This is a genomic window from Actinomycetota bacterium (assembly GCA_030776625.1).
GTDB lineage: Bacteria > Actinomycetota > CADDZG01 > CADDZG01 > WHSQ01 > MB1-2.
Genome location: JALYHL010000002.1, coordinates 144,235 through 162,437 on the forward strand (window position 1 = coordinate 144,235; position 18,203 = coordinate 162,437).

The window sequence follows — 18,203 nt, forward strand, 5'->3', positions numbered from 1 at the left end:
GGCGGCGAGTTGTAGGTGGAGCCTCCGGCTAGAGGAACCCCACCCTCAGGCCCGTGTACGTGAACCACAGCGCGAACCCGAAGCCGCAGATCCCCATCAGGAGCGCCACCCGCAAGAGGATCGTCGCGGCGAGACCGGAGGCCTCGATCGCGCCGGGCTCGGGTGCCGCTGGACTGATCCCCAGCTCGACCGGCTGGCGCGGACCGAACCTCGCCGCCGCCACGCCGGCGGCGAGGGCTACGAGGTACAGCCACGGGGCGCGACCCGCCGAGCCGGCACCCGTCGAGAAGCCGAGCTGAACGCTTGGAGACAGTCCCAGCACGATCCCGGCGAGCACCAAAGCCCACGTTGCCAAGACCGCCGCGGGCTGATACCGCTCCGGCTCGACCCGGCGGGCGACGGCGGCCCCGAGCGTCACGCCGAGCGCCAGCGCCGCCGGCAGCAGCGCCGCGAACGCGCTCCAGGGGGCGGCGCCGAGGACGGTACCGATGTCCAGCGCGCGCTCGAACGAAGCCGTCGCTCCGCCGACCAGCGCACCGAAGCCGACCGTGACGGGAACCACCGCAAGCAAGAGGCCGCGCTCGGACTGCCCACGCCCTCCCGTCCACGACCACAGCGCCACCACCGACGCCGCGAGCACGGCGCTGACCCCCGCCTTTCCGAGCGCGCGTGGCTCGATCCAGACGATCGACAGCATCAGCCCAACCGGCCATGCCGCCACCGGCGACAGGTGGCCAGACCTCCTCGCGATGACCCAGGTAGCGGTTGCTACCCCCACCAGCAGCAGAGGAAGCGCCACGAAGATCTCGTCGCCGGTCGACACAGTCGGCACCAGGACGAAAGCCGACGCCACCGCCAGCGGGATCGCGGCGGTCTCGGCTCGGCCGAGCAGAGACCAGATCCCGAGCCCCGGCAACACCCCCGCTCTCACTACCGCCGACGCGATGAGCGCGTATCCCGCCCATGACCTCATCACCTCGGGCATCGCCCAGCTCTCCCGCGCCAGGCTGTGCCCGGTCAAGCCGCCGATCAAGAGGACATCGGACAGAGCGAGCAGCCCGAGCGCCACACCGCCCGCACCGCGCAGCCACACCGTCACCCACAGGGCGGCACTCAGGCACACCCAGAACAACAGTGTCGGCGCGATCCAGTCGCTGCTGGCGAACAACACCAGGGCGGAGGAGCCCGCGCCCACGAGCGCGCCCAGCTCCCAGCGCCCGCGGCCGCCGTCGACCGCGACCAAGATCACCCATGCGCAGAAGATCGCCGCGGCCACGACCGAGACTGGACCCGGGCGCAGCGAGAAGGCGCCCCACGTGGCCTCCGACCCGCGAGCGAAGAACAGCCACAGCGCCGACAGAGCACCAACACCGCCGGCCCATCTGACCAACAGCGATCGTAGGTCGGCTGCGAGCACACGGGTGAAGAGGCAGAACAGCGCAAGGGCGGCATGCGAGAGAAAGAGGAAGGGCAGCATCTACGGCGCGCCCATGAGCAGCGCCGCGGCCACGACCACGGCCGTCCCTGCCGTCGCTGCAACCGCAGCACGCCACAGCTCATGGCCTTTATGGAGGAGCCACGCCGCTCCTCCCGTGACCGCGGTGACTATCACCACGGCGCCCACCCAGCGCGCGATCTCGATCCCGATCGAGGCTGCGTCGCCGCCCGCGAACGCGGACCGGGCGGGATCGAAGAAGACAGTCACTATCGCGAACGCACCGACGGCGCCCTCGGCCAGCGCCCACGAGATCTCCACACGAGACTCCGGCCAGGGCGCTGCGAGCCACACCGCAAGGGCGCCCATCGCGGCCGCGGCCGCGGTCGTCGTGGCTACCGCGGATTGCACCGGCCCTACCAGAAGTGTCGGCCCCAACACCGACTGGACGCCACGCAGCGCGCCGAGGTCCAAGGCACCCCAGCGGAGCGCGGCGACGCCCAGGGCCCCCGCCATGACCGCAAGGGCGGCACCCGTAACGATCGCCGCTCTCTGAGCCACGAGCACGCTGCGCCCGTAGGTCATCAACCCCAGCGCACCCACCACGGCGACGACCGGACCCCCGACGAGACCGAGCAGGTACCCGAGCGCGATCACGATCCCCGCGACGCGGGTGGCGGTTGAGAACGCTGCCGCCGAGGCGGTCTGAAAGTTCGAACCGGTGAGAACGGGCGAGCTCAACCCCGCTCGGTACGCCGCCGCCCGAGGTCGGTTCCGCCGCGGGGAGAGGTGTACTTGGTGCCTGCCTGATACGCCCGGACCAGATGGTTCCAGGCACAGTCGACGCAGACCTCGACGACGTAGCAGGTGAACTGCTCATGGCGCTTCGCCAGCTCGCCCAGCCACTCCTCCGGGTAGACGACACGCCCGTTGTCTCGCTTCAGGTCGGGGCCGTATACGTAGCGGACCAGGCGCAAAGACTCGTGCGAGCAGACCGGGCAGACGGCGTCGCAGATCTCACCGATGTTCTTCGCGGCGCGCATCAGCTCGGGATGCGCGTCGCAGATGTCACCCGTGTCGAGCGATCCCTGCCGCAACGAGGCCAGGGCGGCCCTGCGTGCGAGCCGGTAGTCGACGCTGGGCCCGGCCGGCGGCGACGGCGTTCGCGTCGGGTCGAAGTTCCGACCTGAGGTGACCATCCGAGGATGCTACCCCCGCTATGGCCGCCTACCTGGCGCCTCCTAGACCGCCCGGTGGGCACCTGCGCGAGGGATGGGTATCATACTGATATATCGAACCGATATATCGACGCAACAAGATTGGAGACAATCACCAAGATGAAACAACCAGGCATGCTCGAGCTTCCCGTGCTGGGACTGCTGAAAGAGCGAGCGATGCACGGGTACGAGCTGCGCAAGCAATTGGGCGGGATGCTCGGCCCCTTCTGGCAGGTGTCGTGGGGCTCGCTTTATCCGACCCTCAGGCGACTCGCCAAGGAGGGCGCGGTCGAGAAGCTTGCCGACGAGAAACCTCCCAAGCGCGCCGCCCGGTCGAACTCGAGCATCAGCGCAGGACGGCGCAAGACCGTCTACCGGATCACGCCCCGGGGCGAGGCGATGTTCACCGAGATGCTCGAGGAGACCGCGGCCGCGGTCGACGCGGAGCACTTCACCCTGAAGCTCGCTTTCTTCCGGTACCTGAAGCCCGAGACCAGGCTCGCTTTGCTCGAGCGCCGGCGCGCCTACCTTCAAGAAAAGCTCGCCCAGTTCAAGACGAACCTGCGCGAGTACCGCGAACGCATCGATAGCTACACCTTGTCTCTGCAGAACCACTCGATGGCTGCAACGCAGTCCGACATCGAGTGGATCGACCAACTGATCCGGGAGGAGCGCTCGCTCGAAGGTGGAGCGCCCAATCCCACGAACGCATAGCTGAAGGGGGACGTAGATGGGCAAGATCCGCGTCGGAATCATCGGAGTCGGTAACTGCGCTTCGTCTTTGATCCAGGGCATCGAGTACTACGCGAAGGCGCGCTCCGACGAGAAGGTGCCCGGTCTCATGCACGTCGACATCGGGCCGTACCACGTGTCCGACATCGAGTTCTCGTGCGCCTTCGACGTGGACACGAACAAGGTCGGGCTCGACCTCGCGCAGGCGATATGGGTGGAGCCGAACAACACGATCAAGTTCTCGGACGTGCCGGAGACCGGCGTCAAGGTCCAACGCGGCCACACCTATGACGGCCTGGGCCACTACTACCGCGGGGTCGTTACCGAGTCGGCTCTTCCGCCGGTTGACGTCGCGAAGGTTTTGCGGGACACGCGCACCGACGTGCTGATCAACTACTTGCCCGTGGGGTCCGAGCAGGCCGCGCGCTTCTACGCGGAGGAGGCTCTGGAGGCCGGTACCGCCTTCATCAACTGCATGCCGGTGTTCATCGCCACGAACGAAGACTGGGCACAGCGGTTCACGAAGCGGGGCGTCCCCATCATCGGCGATGACATCAAGAGCCAGGTGGGAGCGACGATCAGCCACCGGGTGCTGTCGAAGCTGTTCGAGGACCGCGGCGTGATCATCGATCACACCTACCAGTTGAACTTCGGCGGCAACATGGACTTCAAGAACATGCTCGAGCGCGAACGGCTGCAGTCGAAGAAGATCTCGAAGACACAGTCCGTCACCTCGCAGATCAAAACCGGCATCGACGCAGATGACATCCACATCGGGCCGTCCGATCACGTGCCCTGGCTGCAGGACCGCAAGTGGGCCTACATCCGGATCGAGGGCCGCGAATTCGGCGACATCCCGATCTCGATGGAGCTGAAGCTCGAGGTGTGGGACTCGCCGAACTCGGCAGGAGTGGTGATCGACGCCGTCCGCTGCGCCAAGCTGGCGCAGGACCGCGGCATCGGCGGGCCGCTTCTCGCTCCCAGCGCTTACTTCATGAAGTCACCTCCCGTGCAGTACACGGATGCCGAGGCGCACGACCTCGTCGAGGACTTCATCAGGGAGACGCCAGCGATCACTGCCAACGGCCACTCGAGCAATGGGATCAAGCTGGACCTCGAGCGCGACCTTCAAGCCCGCTCGTAGGTAAAAGGCCTCTCTAAGAGAGAGGCATAGTGGGCGGATGAACACGCGTCGGCGGCACGAGCTGCGCGAGCTGATGCGCGACCGCGACCTCAGGCTCCTGTTGGTCGCGCAGTTCTTGGCCCAGGCGGCCGACGGGCTTGCGCAGGCGGTGTTCGCGGACGTGTTGGTGCTGGAGCCGTTGAACGCGGGCACGCCGGCGCGGATCCTGACGTTGTTCGCAGTGACCCTGCTGCCCTATTCGCTGTTGTCGCCGTTCATGGGCGTGCTGGTCGATCGGTGGCCCCGGCGCCACGTGCTCGTTTGGACGAACGTGATCAGAGGCGTGATGCTGCTCTCGCTCTTCGCCTGGTCGCGTGCTCTGCCCGGCACGAGCGGGTTGTTCGCCGCGACCCTTCTGCTGCTCGGGCTCGGCCGGATGTTCCTGACGACGAAGGGCGCCGTACTGCCCGTCCTGCTGCACGAACACCGCCTGCTGAGAGGAAACGCCGTCTCTGGCGGCGGCGGGATGGTGGCCACGCTCGTCGGCGCCGTCGCCGGCATCGGCCTCGTGACGATCTTTCCTGCCGAGGGCGCGTTCGCGGCGGCCGGAGCCATCTATGTCGGGGCTGCGGTCACGGCCGGGTCGATCTCGACCTCGCTCGCACACGGCGCTCGTGATCAAGTTGCCTTCGGAGCGGCCGTCGTCGCCGTCGGACGCGACCTCATCGAGGGAGTACGCGCGATCTGGCGGCGCGCCCACGCCCGGCTCCCACTGCTCTCGATCTTCTTGCTTCGGACACTGGCGATGTTCGTCGCGATCTCCGCGATCCTCATCATCAAGAACACCTTCGGCGAGGGCGAACGGATCGGGCGCCTCTCGTCCAGCGCGCTCGCCCTGGGAGCGGCCGGAGTCGGCGCGTTCATCGGAGCGCTCACCGCGCCTGCGGCAGGCAACCGTCTCGAGCGCGGCGGGTTGATGCTGTTCGGCTTCGCCATCTCCAGCGCCGGGATCGTCGCGCTTGGCGGCATCGTGAACATCTACGCGGTCATGGCGCTGACGTTCCTCGGTGGGTACGGCGGCTTCGTCACCAAGGTCGCGGTCGACGCGGCCGTTCAGGAGGCATTGCCGGACCACTACCGGGGCCGCGCCTTCGCGCTCTACGACATCCTCTACAACGCCGCCAGCGTCGTAGCGGGGGCCTTGATGGTCGCCTTCTACGACGCGACCGATCCCGAGGGGTTGAGGATCCTCCTGATCGTGGCGGGGTTCGTCGGCCTCTTCCTCACGGCTGTGTTGGCCACAGCCTTCCGCCGCGCCGGCATCCCGCTCAACCGCGGCGAGGCGCAACAGTTACAACATCAAGCTCTGAGCCGCCAGGGGCTGGGCTCGTGACCTTCGTGCGTCACGACGCGATCTTGAGAACCTTCGCCCGCGGATTGCGTTCATAAGACTGTGACTAGGTCCTGGGGCAGGCGGTGGAGCGCGCTCGTCCTGATGCCGCTCGTGCTTTTCGGCACCTTCTCAGCGCGCGATGTCGCCAACGCCGACCGCGCCGTGGTGCGAGACCCGGCTGATTCCTCGTCCCGTATCGACATCAGTGAGGTGCTACAAGGTCACTACTTCGAATACGCGCTCTACCGAGTCACTGCGTACGAGCAATGGGACCCCATAGATCTTGCGGACGGCGGCTTGGTGTTTGACTTCGATACCGACGACGATCCTGCGATCGAACGGCGAGCCATCCTCGAGTACACCGGCGGAGGAGGTGCGCAGATGCGCCTGAGTATCTACGACGGGGACGGAAACAGGATCGGGAGAGGCGTTCTGAGACGGCCCTCGCAACGCTCGGTAGAGATCTGGATCAAGAGGTGGCAACTCGGCAGCGTGAAGACTTACGAGACGTTCGTCACGGTGACGACCACCGATCAGGCTGATTGCTCCGCAGGTTGCACCGATCGCGCCCCCGACGCCGGGACGATCTTCCACCGACTTCGACCGCTCTGCGCCGATCGCGAGCCAACCATCACGGGAACGCGAGGCAGCGACACGCTCAAGGGAACCGGAAGAAGCGACGTCATCGACGCTCGCGGCGGTGATGACGAGATCCGCAGGGTTAACGGGAACGACATCGTTTGCGCTGGTGCTGGAGACGACCTGGTCCGTGGCGGCGAAGGATTCCTGTTCTTGCGCGGCGGAAGGGGAGCCGATCGCATAACAGCTACGGGGCCCCCACCCTCGCGCTGCGATGACACCGCTGCCTGCGCATATCCCGAAGCGATCCTCATCGGTGGCTCTGGCGGAGATCTCCTAACGGGCGGAAGCCGCCACGAGCGCCTCGTGGGTGGCCGTGGTCACGATGTTCTACGGGGCCGGGAATGGGCCGACGGCCTCGACGGGGGGCGTGGACGAGACACCCTTTGGGGCGGCCCGGGTGAAGACGGCTGTGTGAGGGGTGAAGAGCTGCACTCCTGCTAGGGCGTCCCGAAAGCGCGACAAGCGGGCACACGATCCGCAAGACGTAGAACGAGCTGGTCCGCTGGATCACTCCTCACCAGATCTCGAAGCGCGAGGTTCTCAGGCCGCTGGCTTGCGCGCTACCAGCATCAGCTCTGGGTGCTCGAGGTCTGGCTTCCGGCGCGCGTACTCGCCCGGTGCAACCGACCAGACCTCTTCGGGGATGAGCCCCACACCGATCGCCAGTAGACGGAGCTCGCGCGGCGTGTAGACGCTCGTCCACAGGTCCATCGCCTCCTCGGCTCCTGCATCGTTCTTGATCTGAGAGACCTCGTGGACGATGCCGGCGTCGGCGTCGAAGTCCGCCTCGGGGCGCGGGTGACGCGCTTCGAACAGCGCGCTGAACGCGGTCATCACGAGGCGGCCTCCGGGCTTCAGTGCCTCCATCATCCGCTTCAACACGACGGAGTCGTCACCGCCCATGAGACCGAAGCCGCCCTGACACAGTGAGATGACGGCGTCGAACTCATCTTCGAACGGCATGCGGCGCGCGTCTACCTCGAAGAAAGAAGCGCGCACCCCGGCCGCTCGCGCATCCTCGGCGGCGAGCTCTAGGAACCTCCTAGAGACATCCACGCCCGTTACGGCGAGGCCCGCTTGCGCGAGCCGCACGGCGTGACGGCCGGGGCCACAACCGACGTCTAGGAGCCGCGCGCCGAGGGGCAGCCGCAATAGCTCGACCAAGAAACCCACCTCCTGATCGGACCCCTTCGTGAAGCTGTAGCGGAGGTAGCTCCGTCCCAGGCGCTCCGCGAGGTCGACGAAGTAAGGGGAGCCGGGATGCGGTTTGGTCATCCCGCGGGATCTGTCGGGTCCGCCTTCTTCTCCTTCGGCGGGATCCGCTCGCCGACCGGGTCGATCCCCCGTGCCCGCGCCCATCCGTCCAGGCGCCGGTACGCCTCTTCTTCTCCCAGAGGTCCGTCGTCCACGCGCGCGTCCAGCAGGAACTGACGAGCCTCGCCGATCGTGCGGCTCGGCGGGATCCCTAGATACGCGCTGATCTGTGCGCCGTCCAGATCGGGCCGCATCTGGTGCAGCTGCTCCTGCTCGGCGAGCGCGGCGATCCTCACCTCGAGCTCGTCCATCCGGGCCGCGAGACGACGCGCCTTGTTCGGGTTCCTGGTCGTGCAATCTGCCCGCACCAACGCGTTCAGCCTCTGAAGGTGCGGCCCCGCGTCGCGCACGTAACGCCGCACCGCGGAATCGCTCCAGCCCAACCCGTAGGTATGGAAGCGGTGATGCAGCCGGATGATCTCCTCCACCGTTGCGACCACCTCGTTCGGGAAGCGCAGCTCGCGCAGACGTTCCCTCGCCATCTCGGCCCCCACCACCTCGTGGTGGTGGAACGAGACGCCGCCCTCCGGATCGATCCGGCGCGTCTTGGGCTTGCCGATGTCATGCAGGAGCGCGGCGAGCCGGACCTCGAGGCTGGCTTCGTCCCCATCCACCTTCGTGGCCCGTTCCAGGACCGCCAGCGTGTGCTCGAACACGTCTTTGTGCTTGTGAACGGGGTCCTGCTCTAGCTTCAGAGCCGATAGCTCCGGAAGGAAGAGATCCGTTATCCCGGTCGTGTCGGCCAGCCGCAGCGCCATGGCGGGGTCGCGACCGAGCAACAGCCGTGACAGCTCATCGCGGATGCGCTCTCGCGAGATCGTCTCCAGCTTGTTCTTCGAGGCCTTCACCGACTCCAACACTTCGGGCGCCACGGCGAACTGGAGTTGCGCCGCGAAGCGGAACGCGCGCAGCATCCTCAGCGGATCGTCCGCGAACGATTCGTTCGGGTCGATCGGCGTCCGGATGACCTTCGCCTTCAGATCGTCGAGCCCCCCGAAGGGATCGATCGCGTCCTTCTCGGGCAGGCGAACGGCCATCGCATTCACGGTGAAGTCGCGCCGCGACAGGTCGATCTCGATCTCGCGCGTGTAGGCGACCTCCGGATGCCTCGAGTCGGGCTCGTACCGCTCCGTGCGAAACGTCGTGATCTCCACATCCACGCCCGCCACGCGCGCGCCGACGGTGCCGAACCTGAAGCCCTGCAGCCACACGGCCTCCGCCGCCGGTTTCACTATCTCGAGGGTCTCGTCGGGCGCCGCGTCGGTGGCGAAGTCATAGTCGCCGCCACTCCTGCCGAGGAAAGCGTCGCGCACGGTGCCACCAACGAGGTACAGAGCCCGCTCCCGCTCCCGGAACCGCTCCGCTAGCTGCAGGACCCGCGATCCTTCCGCCAACAACTCCGTGAGAGGAACCACAGGTGCCGCTTGGGGAGAAGACACGCACTCACCCTAAGAGACGGGTTGGAGGCCCTCCTGCTTCAGCGCGATCTCGAAGTCGTGCGGGTTGGTGGCCGCGTTCTTCGCATCCTCCAAGTTGACGAGGCCCGCCCGGTAAAGGCCGAGCAACGCCTGGTCGAAGGTCTGCATCCCGTAGAAGCCGGACTCCTTCACGATGTCGTGGATCTCGTGGGTCTTCTCCGGATCCAAGATGAGGTCGCGGATACGCCCGTTCATCACCAACACCTCGATCGCGGGGACGCGGCCGCGGCCGTCCTTGCGGGGCAAGAGACGCTGCGACAGGATCCCCTTCAACGACCCCGCGATCGACACCCTGATCTGCTTCTGCTGGTGCGGCGGGAAGAAGTCGATGATGCGGTTGACCGTCTCGGTGACGTCGGTCGTGTGGAGCGTCGAGATCACGAGGTGACCGGTCTCGGCCGCCTGCAGCGCGGCCTTGACCGTCTCGGGATCGCGGATCTCGCCGACGAAGATCACGTCGGGGTCCTGGCGCATCGCGGCGCGCAGCGCCGTCGCGAAGTTGTTCGTGTCGAGACCTATCTCACGCTGGTTCACGATCGCCTGCCGGTCCGGATGCAAGATCTCGATCGGATCCTCGATCGTCAGGATGTGACACGAGCGGGTCGCGTTGATGTAGTTGATCATCGCTCCGGTCGTGGTGGTCTTTCCCGACGAGGTGGGACCGGTGATCAGCAAGAGACCGCGGTGCTCCTCGGCGAGGGTCTTCACGACCGGGGGAAGTCCGAGTGTCTCGAACGACGGACTCCCCGGGAGAACGCGGCGAAGCGCCATTCCGACGCTGCCGCGCTGTCTGAAGACGTTGACGCGGAACCGGCCCATGCCCGCGATCGAGTAGGCGAAGTCCACCTCGCCGACCTGCTTGAAACGCATGGCCTGCTCGTCGTTCATCAGCTCCATCGCGGTCCGCTCGCAGTCGGCCGCGGACATGGGCGTGAAATCGGTCTTCACGAGGTGCCCGCTGACCCGCACGTAGGGAGGGCCGCCCGCCTTCACGTGCAGGTCCGAGGCCTTCTTATCCACGACGAACCGCAAGAACTCCTGCATGTCTATGGCGTTGCCGGTCATCTCGCTGCTGCCCCTTATCTCGGTCGCCGGCCGGTTCGGCCGCCTTGTTCCATCGGCACCGACGGACACCGGGTTGACCCCATCCAGCGAATCGCGTGGCGCAATCATCCCTGTTTCCGCGGAATCTTCAAGGGGTATGGCTGCTTCTGGAAAGGGTGCCCTGAGGGATGCAGGAGGCAGTGGATGGAGCAAGCCATGCAAGCTCAAAGCAGCAATGGCAACAACAAGATGAGCCGTGCCGAGGCCGGACGCAAGGGCGGACGTACCACGAAGCAGCGCTACGGCGAAGAGCATTTCGGTCGCATCGGCAAGATCGGCGGTAAGAAGGGCGGCGAGACGACCAAGGAGCGCTACGGCTCGGAGTTCTACCAGAAGATCGGTCGTCTGGGAGGTTCTAAGTAACCCGCACGCACACCTAGACATCCAGGCTCCTCCACCTGTCGGAGGAGCCCTTTCTCTATGCTCACTGCGATGTCTTGCACTCGCACGGCGCCCGCACGAGCCGCGACGCGTTCGCCGGAAACCTCCGCTTGACGCAGGTCTCCCGCATGAGGTGCGCAGGACCCGCGCTCCGATCGCTGAGCTGCGTGGTGGTGGCCGCTTCGCTCGCAGTCCCCGGATGGTCCCCGAGGGCCTCTGCCCAGGAAGCGCCCGCGGGGGCGATCTCTCTGCGCCTCGTCGACCAGCCGGTGTGGCATCGCCCCGCAGACTCGTTGTCGATACGGGTTCGCATCGTCAACCGCGGCCTAACCCCGCTCGACGGCTTCCTGCTGAGCCTTGCCGCCCACCCCGTGGTCACGACGCGGTCGGGGCTTCACGAGGCTTTCGCCGGCAACGCGGGGGCGATCCTCAGCGCCGCGTCGGAAAGCTCCGATCAGAAGGTGGACCCGGGCGATTCCCTCGTGATCGAGCTCGATCAGACGCTGCCAAGCCTGGCGTTGGGGGGCGTCACGGAAGGTGGCGTCTATCCGCTCACCCTCACTCTTTCGGATCGCCCCGGCGTGGTTCAGCACGATTCGCTGACGACGCCGCTCATCATCTACCCGGAGCAACCCGAGACGCCGTTGAACCTGGCGCTCGTTGTCCCATTGAACGAGCTGCCCAGCGTTGGTCCCGACGCGACCGTAGGTGCTCCACTCGAAGGCGGCCAGATCGCGATCGAGGAAGCCGCGAAGCCCGGGGGATGGCTGCACGGGCTCGTCGGAGCGCTCGAGGCCCAGGCGGGAGAGCTGCCGCCGCTCGAGAGGAACGTCCGCGTGAAGAGGCCCCGCGGCAAGAACCGTCGCCCGAGGTTCCGGACGATCGAGATCCCGCAGCGCGGGCTGCACCTCGGTGTGGCACCGACTCCCAGACTGATAGACGAGCTCGCCCAGCTCGCGGACGGGTATCGGATCCAGAATGCCGACGGCTCCACCCCGGTCGCGGCGAGTGCCCCCACGGCCGCCGCGGCGCGTTCGTTGCTCGACAGGCTCCGGGCGCTTCTGGGTGAAGAGGGGATCCAGACCCTCCTGGCGCCCTATTCGTTCCCCGACCTCCCCACGCTGGCGCGCGCCGCTCCGGACCGCCTCGAGATCGAGCTCGATGAGGGGGCCGCGGTGCTGTCGGGGGCCCTGGGGCTCGACGTCGGCGACGGGTGGCTGTTTGCACCCGGCGCGAGGCTGGGCGCACAGACGCTGGACGAGGTCCGTTTCGCCGATGCCGACGCGGCCACCAGGACGTTGTTCCTGCCGGAGGCGTTCGAAGACCCCACCGGCCTTCCGCTGCCGGGATGCCCCGAAGCGTTTGCCTCGTTCACCTGCCCCGTCTCCGTCAGGACGTTGCAGGGTCCCACCGAGGGCCTGGTCGCCGACGAGGGGCTGCGCGAGCGCTTCGTCGACCTGGCCCTGGGGGCCGGGGACAGGCTCGGTCTACAGAACTTCTTCGCGGAGACGGCGGCCATCAGGCAAGAGCTCCCGTCCATAGCCGGTCGCGTAGTGCAGGCCACCATGCCTTCGCTGTGGCACCCGCGCCCCCAGATGTCCCAACAGCTGCTGGCGGGGCTGCGCGAGGCGCCGTGGCTGCGGACGGTGACGCCGCAGGAGGCGGTGGAGCTCGCGCCACCAGAGCAGGTGACGGAGCGCTTCGTCCAGAACCTCCCGACGCTGGAGAACGAGCCGCCGGAGGAGTTCTTCGACTCGATCGAGGAGACCACCGAACTGGTCGACAGCTTCCGGCGCCTCCAGCCTCCGGAGACCCTGATCAGACGCCTCCGCCGCAACACCCTGGTTGCGGAGAGCAGGCTCTGGTGGGCGAGCTCTGATCTGCTCCGGGTCGCTGAGGGATACCTAGATGGAACCGAGGCAGAGATCGCCGCGGAGACGCAGAAGGTCACGATCGGCGGTCCCGATCAGATCAACCTCACCTCGCGAGAGGGCCGCATCCCGCTGGTGGTCTCCAACCAAACGAGCTTCCCGGCCACGGTACGGGTCGCGATAACGTCTCCACAGCGAGACCTCGCGCTCGAACCGCAGGCGTTGCCTCCTCAGCAGGTTGCGGCGCAGGACACCTTCCAGTTCACGGTCGACGCGACCGCGCGCTCGAGCGGAATCTTCCAGATGCAGGTCGTGGTCGAGACGGTGGACGGCTCGCTTGAGATCGCGTCGAAACAGATCACGATCCGCTCCACCGCCTTCAACCGGATCGCTCTCGGCGTGACGCTGGGGGCGCTCGCGTTCCTGGTGTTCTTCTATCTGTTGCGTCTCTCGCGGCGGCGACGCGGCCAGGCACCGGTTTGACCTCTCTCGCCCGTGCGACCGTCGTCATGACGGCCGGGACGATCCTCTCGCGGGTGACCGGACTGCTGCGGCTGGCGGCGATCGCCGCCGCCTTGGGGGTAGTCGAGTCGGGCCGCCTTGCAGACACGTACAACATCGGCAATACCGCTCCCAACATCATCTACGAGCTCGTCCTCGGCGGGGTCCTGACGTCGGTGTTCGTCCCGGTGTTCGTTGACCTTCTAGAGAAGGAAGGCCGCGACCGGGCGTGGCAAGTCGCCAGCGCCATCATCAACCTCTCACTGGTCGTGCTGGTGGCCATAGCCACCCTTGGTGTCGTGCTGGCGCCGCTGATCGCGCGGTTCTACGCGGTCCGCCTCGAGGGGGCCGAGGCCGTCCAGCAGGTGGAGGTGCTGAGCTTCCTCCTGCGCCTCTTCATCCCACAGATCGTCTTCTACGGGCTGACCGCGGTCACGGCGGGATTGCTGAACGCGCACAAGCGGTTCGGCGCCCCGATGTACACGCCGATCCTCAACAACCTCGCGGTGATCGGCGTGTTCGTCGCGTTCCACCAGGCCTACGGGGAGATCGACGACCTCGGCGCTGTCACGACGACACAGTTGCTGATCATCGGGCTCGGTACGACGGCCGGCGTCGCGCTGATGGCGCTCGCGCAGATCCCGTTCTTGCGGGGCCTCGGTACCTACCGCGCGACGCTCTCGATCAACCACCCGTCGCTCAGGAAGCTGGCGCGGCTGTCGGTCTTCGTCATCGGGTACGTCGTGACGAATCAGATCGGCTACCTGATCGTGCAGTGGCTGGCGAACGAGCAGACCGGTGGATACACCGCGTACGTGGCCGCGTTCACATTCTTCATGCTTCCGCACGGCCTCTTCGCAGTCTCCGTCATAACCGCGCTGCTTCCGGGCATGAGCGCCGACGCCAGCAACGGCCGCTGGGATTCGTTCCGAGACCGGGTCTCGACAGGTGTGCGGACGACGATCCTGCTCGTTCTTCCTGCGGCCGTCGGGTATCTCGTCCTGGGCGAGCCGGTGGTGCGGCTCCTGTTGGAGCGCGGGGTCATGACGGCGCGGTCGACCGAGCTCGTCGCGGGAGTGTTGAGGTTCTTCGTCTTGGGCCTCGTCCCGTTCTCGATATTCCAGTTGTTCCTGCGGACGTTCTACGCACTACAGGACACGAAGACACCGTTCCAGATAAACGTGGTCGCGGTGGTGTTCAACACGATCATCAACGTCCCTCTGTTCCTGTGGCTGGGCGTGAAGGGGCTCGCTCTCGGTCACGCCTGCGCCTACACGCTGGGCGTCGCGCTCCAGACGCGCGCGCTGCGCAAGCGCCTGGACGCGCTTGACGGACGCCGTCTAGCGCGCAGCGTGGTGAGGATCGCCGTTGCGGCGGTCGTGATGGGAGCTCTCGTGTGGGCGGCGTCCGAGGGCCTGCAAGAAGCGATAGCTCCAGAAACGTTCGGAGAGCAGGCGGTGGCGCTCCTCGCCCCCGCCCTGGTGGGGGTGGTGACGTATCTAGCGGTGGCCGCCGCGCTCGGGGTAGAGGAGCTCTCGCTCGTGAAGCGACTCGTCGGGCGACGCGGTCCGAATCAGGGCTGAGGCCCTGCAGGCACGCGATAATCCACGGATGCTCATCAGAGACCAGCGCGGGATCATCGGCGACTGGATCGTGAAGGTGGTCCTGGGGATGGCGATCTTCGCGGTCATCGCTTACGACGCCGGCTCGATCCTCGTCAATTACTTCACGCTCGACTCGGGGGCCGACGACGTCGCTATCGCGGTCTCCCTGATCGTCGGCACCACCGGCAACGCCGGCCAGTACACCGACGAAGAGATCTACCAGCTCGCTAAAGCCGAGGTGAACAGCGAAGACGGCGGGGTCGAGGGAGCGCGCGTACTGCGAGAGGGAACCAATATCGATGACACCGGGGTCGTTCACATCCGGCTCCGGCGCACGGCCGACAGCCTCATCGTGAGCCGGATCGGCCCGATAGCGAAATGGGCGCGGGCCACCTCCGACGGCCAGGCCGGGACCACGTAGCTTTCCGCTAGATCCCCATGTCCTCTCAGCTCGACGTCATCGCCGGGCGTTACGTGCTCGAGACCGAGATCTCACGCGGCGGGATGGCGACCGTGTGGCAGGCGCGCGACCAGATCCTCGCGCGCCCGGTCGCCGTCAAAGTCCTCCATCCCCACCTGTCCGAGGACGAAGCGTTCCTCGAGCGGTTCCGGCGAGAGGCTCTAGCGGCGGCGCGGCTAAGTCACCCGAACATCGTGTCGATCTTCGACACCGGCACGCAGGAATCCGAGTCCGGCGCTGCCGGGGTGCAATTCATCGTGATGGAGTTGTGCGCCGGAGGAACCCTCGCCGGGCTGCTAGCGGGTGGTTCACCGATGGAGCCGGAACGTGTCGTCGCGATCGGCATCACGATCTGCGACGCCCTCGGATACGCCCACAGGCAGGGCGTGATCCATCGCGACGTGAAGCCTGCGAACGTCCTGATCGCGGCCGACGGTCTATTGAAGGTGGGGGACTTCGGGATCGCGAGGGCCGCCTTCGTAAAGGGTGACATCACTACGACGGGCTCGATCATCGGAACGGTCACCTATCTCTCGCCTGAGCAAGGCCAGGGGCGCGAGCCTGACCACCGGTCGGATCTCTACGCGCTCGGCGTCGTGCTGTACGAGCTGTTGGTCGGGCGCCCGCCCTTTACGGGCCAGACGGAGATAGGAACCGCGCTGATGCATCTGAAACACCCGCCACCTCCTCCGCGCAGCATCAAGGCAGGCGTGCCACGTCCGTTAGAGGCGACGATCCTGAAAGCGCTCGAGAAGGATCCGGCTCAACGCTTCGCAGATGCAGACGAGATGGCGGCGGCGCTCGGTGCGTCCCTCGAGCGAGACGGCGCGACCGTTGCGATGCGCATGCCCGTCCCTCGGCGCCGTGGGGCAGCTCCCGAGCGAACGCGCGCAGGAGATGCCGGTTGGATACTCCGGGTCGTCGGGGCCGTGCTCGGGGCCATCCTCCTTGCCGTTTTCGTCTCGTCTCTGCTGGACGGAGCAGGGGAGGGGCCCGAGCCGCAAGGAGAGCAGCCTTCCCAGCAGCGCCCGCAACCCGCCGCCGCGGCGCCCCTCGAGATCGCGTCGGCGACGGATTTCGATCCTCACGGCGACGGCGCCGAGCACTCCGATGAGGCGCCGGCAGCCGCCGATGGCGACACCTCCACCTCGTGGACGACGGAGTCGTACAGCTCGTCCCTCGCGGCGCAAGGGAAGCCCGGCGTCGGCCTCGTCTTCGACTTAGGTGCAACCGTCGACGTGACCGAGGTGCGGATCCAGGCCTCGTCGGGTCTGGACTTGGAGGTCAGGGCCTCCGACTCCCTCGGGTCCGACGAACAAGCGTTCGTCGAGGCTGCCGGTCGCCGCGCGATCCCGCCCGTCCTGACCCTGCGCCCCGACCCGACGTCCGGCCGCTACTGGCTGATCTGGATCACAGAGATCGGACCGGAGGGCGGAGCCGCGTCGATCGCCGAGGTCGAGTTCCGTGGCAGCTGACGGGCGCAGCGACGGCATGCTTCTCAGGAGTTTCCTGGAGGGCAACCAGACGTCGTTCGCAGAGCTCATGGCGCGACACGAGGACCGGATCTTCGCGCTCGCCTACCGCATGACCGGGAACCGCGCCGACGCGCTCGATGCAACGCAAGACACTTTCGTTGCCGCCTTCCGCCAAGCTGCGAACTTCCGCTCCGACTCCGCGTTCGGTACCTGGCTGTATCGGATCGGGATCAACGCCTGTCACGATCTCCTTCGGAAACGGAAGCGGTGGGCTCTGGATGAGGGCGACCCGGAGCAGCACCCTGAAGCTGCATCACCGAGCTTCGACGACCGGGTGACGGCCCGCCTGGATGTCACGCGTGCGCTTGCTCAACTACCCGACGATTACCGCGAGGCTGTGGTGATGCACGACATCGGCGGCATCCCGTATGAGGAGATCTCGCTGCTGACCGACGCGCCGGTCGGCACCGTCAAGTCGCGCATCAGCAGAGGTCGCCAGCGGCTGGCGCAGCTATTGGAACAACGCGCACCATCCAGCGAGTCCAAGGGAACGATATGAACGCACCAGAACACGAGCGCTGTTCGCACCTGTTGCGCGGGTTCGTCAACGGCGACCTTGCGGACGACGACCGTCTCTGGGTGGAAGAGCACCTCGGCACCTGTGCCACATGCGCGCAAGAGCTGGCTGCCCTGCGCGCGGTCGTGCCGGAGCCGGATGCTCCGCAGTTGTCCGAGCTCGAACGCGTCGGGCTGCGGCGCGCAGTGTTGAACCAGGCGGTGCCGGTGCCGGCCGCGGGCGCCGATGCACCCGCTGCGGGCACGCGGTCGGGCAGCCGTCTGTGGTCGCTCCTCGGGGCGGCCGCTTTGGTGGCCGTGATCGGCACGTTCGCTTACTTGGGGTTCGGCGGGATGAGTGGGGGTGACGATCAGGCAGGCATCACCAGCACGGGAGGCGGTGCCGACTCGGATGCTGTCGAGGAGGCGAGACCGCGGCGGGGGCGCGGCGCGAGCGAGGCAGTCATGGGGACCTCCTCCGAGGCAGGGGCTGCAACAGGTGCCCCGTCTCCCACCTTCAGAGCCTCGTTGGGTGAGGTGGACCCAGAGCGCCTCAACAAGCTGGGAGAGCAGGGCCTCCCGCTGGTGGTGTTCTCACGCGCCTACACGGTCGACGACGTCCCCCGCCTCCAGGGTGAGTTCATCGAAAGCCTGGCAGAGCGCGCGCCCGACGCTCGCGGTGACGACATCCGGGAGTGCGCCGGCCTTGTCACGACGCAGTTTCCCAACGCCCTGCCCGCGTACGCCGCGCTGGCGGAGTACCGCAACCGCGGCGACATCCTGGTTCTGGCCTTCGCCTGGAGCGATCAGGAACAGGGACCTCTCGACCAGTCGATGGTGTGGGCGTGGGCCGTGGATGACTGCGCCGGGATCCCCGTCCACTACTCGAAGAACGTCATCCAGCCCCGGCCCTAGCCG

Annotated in this window: 17 protein-coding genes; 11 read left to right on the forward strand and 6 right to left on the reverse strand. The window is 66.9% G+C overall.

All coding sequences use genetic code 11. From position 1 onward, the window contains the following. Nucleotides 1-28 precede the first annotated feature (28 nt). From M3N53_04885 to M3N53_04895, 3 genes are read right to left on the reverse strand one after another with little or no spacing between them, the layout of a single operon-like run. Nucleotides 29-1,477 carry a hypothetical protein gene (locus M3N53_04885; protein MDP9067672.1) on the reverse strand — a complete coding sequence of 483 codons (1,449 nt, stop codon included), beginning with the start codon at nucleotides 1,475-1,477 and terminating at the stop codon, nucleotides 29-31. Beyond that, nucleotides 1,478-2,176, reverse strand: a complete 699-nt coding sequence (locus M3N53_04890) for a hypothetical protein (GenBank protein ID MDP9067673.1) — start codon at nucleotides 2,174-2,176, stop codon at nucleotides 1,478-1,480. It abuts the gene before it with no gap. Next, nucleotides 2,173-2,634, reverse strand: coding sequence for a DUF5318 domain-containing protein (locus M3N53_04895; GenBank protein MDP9067674.1), 462 nt, complete (start codon nucleotides 2,632-2,634; stop codon nucleotides 2,173-2,175). The genes M3N53_04890 and M3N53_04895 overlap by 4 nt, the downstream gene beginning before the upstream one ends. 138 nt (nucleotides 2,635-2,772) lie before the next feature. On the opposite strand from M3N53_04895, the gene M3N53_04900 reads away from it, so the two are divergent. The 4 genes from M3N53_04900 to M3N53_04915 all read left to right on the forward strand — a co-directional run bounded on the left by M3N53_04900 (nucleotide 2,773) and on the right by M3N53_04915 (nucleotide 6,983). Then, nucleotides 2,773-3,366 carry a PadR family transcriptional regulator gene (locus tag M3N53_04900; protein ID MDP9067675.1) on the forward strand — a complete coding sequence of 198 codons (594 nt, stop codon included), beginning with the start codon at nucleotides 2,773-2,775 and terminating at the stop codon, nucleotides 3,364-3,366. Nucleotides 3,367-3,382: 16 nt separating this feature from the next. Next, nucleotides 3,383-4,528 carry an inositol-3-phosphate synthase gene (locus M3N53_04905; protein ID MDP9067676.1) on the forward strand — a complete coding sequence of 382 codons (1,146 nt, stop codon included), beginning with the start codon at nucleotides 3,383-3,385 and terminating at the stop codon, nucleotides 4,526-4,528. Nucleotides 4,529-4,565: 37 nt separating this feature from the next. Beyond that, on the forward strand, nucleotides 4,566-5,900 hold the full coding sequence (locus M3N53_04910; protein ID MDP9067677.1) for an MFS transporter: 1,335 nt from the start codon (nucleotides 4,566-4,568) through the stop codon (nucleotides 5,898-5,900). A gap of 102 nt (nucleotides 5,901-6,002) precedes the next feature. Beyond that, nucleotides 6,003-6,983, forward strand: a complete 981-nt coding sequence (locus M3N53_04915) for a hypothetical protein (GenBank protein MDP9067678.1) — start codon at nucleotides 6,003-6,005, stop codon at nucleotides 6,981-6,983. A 99-nt stretch (nucleotides 6,984-7,082) separates the two neighbouring features. On the opposite strand, the gene M3N53_04920 is transcribed toward M3N53_04915, so the two are convergent. The 3 genes from M3N53_04920 to M3N53_04930 are packed head-to-tail and all read right to left on the reverse strand — an operon-like array spanning nucleotide 7,083 to nucleotide 10,507. After that, nucleotides 7,083-7,817, reverse strand: a complete 735-nt coding sequence (locus M3N53_04920) for a methyltransferase domain-containing protein (protein ID MDP9067679.1) — start codon at nucleotides 7,815-7,817, stop codon at nucleotides 7,083-7,085. Continuing rightward, the gene (locus M3N53_04925) at nucleotides 7,814-9,295 is read right to left on the reverse strand and encodes a CCA tRNA nucleotidyltransferase (protein MDP9067680.1); all 1,482 of its coding nucleotides are present in this window, start codon (nucleotides 9,293-9,295) and stop codon (nucleotides 7,814-7,816) included. The genes M3N53_04920 and M3N53_04925 overlap by 4 nt, the downstream gene beginning before the upstream one ends. Nucleotides 9,296-9,304: 9 nt before the next feature. Next, a complete protein-coding gene (locus M3N53_04930; protein ID MDP9067681.1) occupies nucleotides 9,305-10,507 on the reverse strand; it encodes a PilT/PilU family type 4a pilus ATPase in 1,203 nt (400 codons plus the stop codon). Between the two features lie 87 nt (nucleotides 10,508-10,594). Here M3N53_04930 and M3N53_04935 point away from each other — a divergent pair, with 87 nt between their 5' ends. The 7 genes from M3N53_04935 to M3N53_04965 all read left to right on the forward strand — a co-directional run bounded on the left by M3N53_04935 (nucleotide 10,595) and on the right by M3N53_04965 (nucleotide 18,200). Continuing rightward, the gene (locus M3N53_04935) at nucleotides 10,595-10,801 is read left to right on the forward strand and encodes a hypothetical protein (protein ID MDP9067682.1); all 207 of its coding nucleotides are present in this window, start codon (nucleotides 10,595-10,597) and stop codon (nucleotides 10,799-10,801) included. Between the two features lie 146 nt (nucleotides 10,802-10,947). Further along, nucleotides 10,948-13,173 carry a DUF6049 family protein gene (locus tag M3N53_04940; protein MDP9067683.1) on the forward strand — a complete coding sequence of 742 codons (2,226 nt, stop codon included), beginning with the start codon at nucleotides 10,948-10,950 and terminating at the stop codon, nucleotides 13,171-13,173. Continuing rightward, a complete protein-coding gene (gene murJ, locus M3N53_04945) occupies nucleotides 13,170-14,774 on the forward strand; it encodes a murein biosynthesis integral membrane protein MurJ (GenBank protein ID MDP9067684.1) in 1,605 nt (534 codons plus the stop codon). Before M3N53_04940 ends, murJ begins: the two co-directional genes overlap by 4 nt. Before the next feature lie 28 nt (nucleotides 14,775-14,802). After that, on the forward strand, nucleotides 14,803-15,216 hold the full coding sequence (locus M3N53_04950) for a hypothetical protein (GenBank protein ID MDP9067685.1): 414 nt from the start codon (nucleotides 14,803-14,805) through the stop codon (nucleotides 15,214-15,216). A 17-nt stretch (nucleotides 15,217-15,233) separates the two neighbouring features. After that, nucleotides 15,234-16,730 (forward strand): protein kinase, encoded by a 1,497-nt coding sequence (locus tag M3N53_04955; GenBank protein ID MDP9067686.1) that lies wholly within the window; start codon nucleotides 15,234-15,236, stop codon nucleotides 16,728-16,730. Continuing rightward, entirely contained in the window at nucleotides 16,720-17,289 is a 570-nt protein-coding gene (locus M3N53_04960; GenBank protein ID MDP9067687.1) for a sigma-70 family RNA polymerase sigma factor, read from the forward strand. Before M3N53_04955 ends, M3N53_04960 begins: the two co-directional genes overlap by 11 nt. Further along, the gene (locus M3N53_04965; GenBank protein MDP9067688.1) at nucleotides 17,286-18,200 is read left to right on the forward strand and encodes a zf-HC2 domain-containing protein; all 915 of its coding nucleotides are present in this window, start codon (nucleotides 17,286-17,288) and stop codon (nucleotides 18,198-18,200) included. Before M3N53_04960 ends, M3N53_04965 begins: the two co-directional genes overlap by 4 nt. Nucleotides 18,201-18,203: the final 3 nt, after the last annotated feature.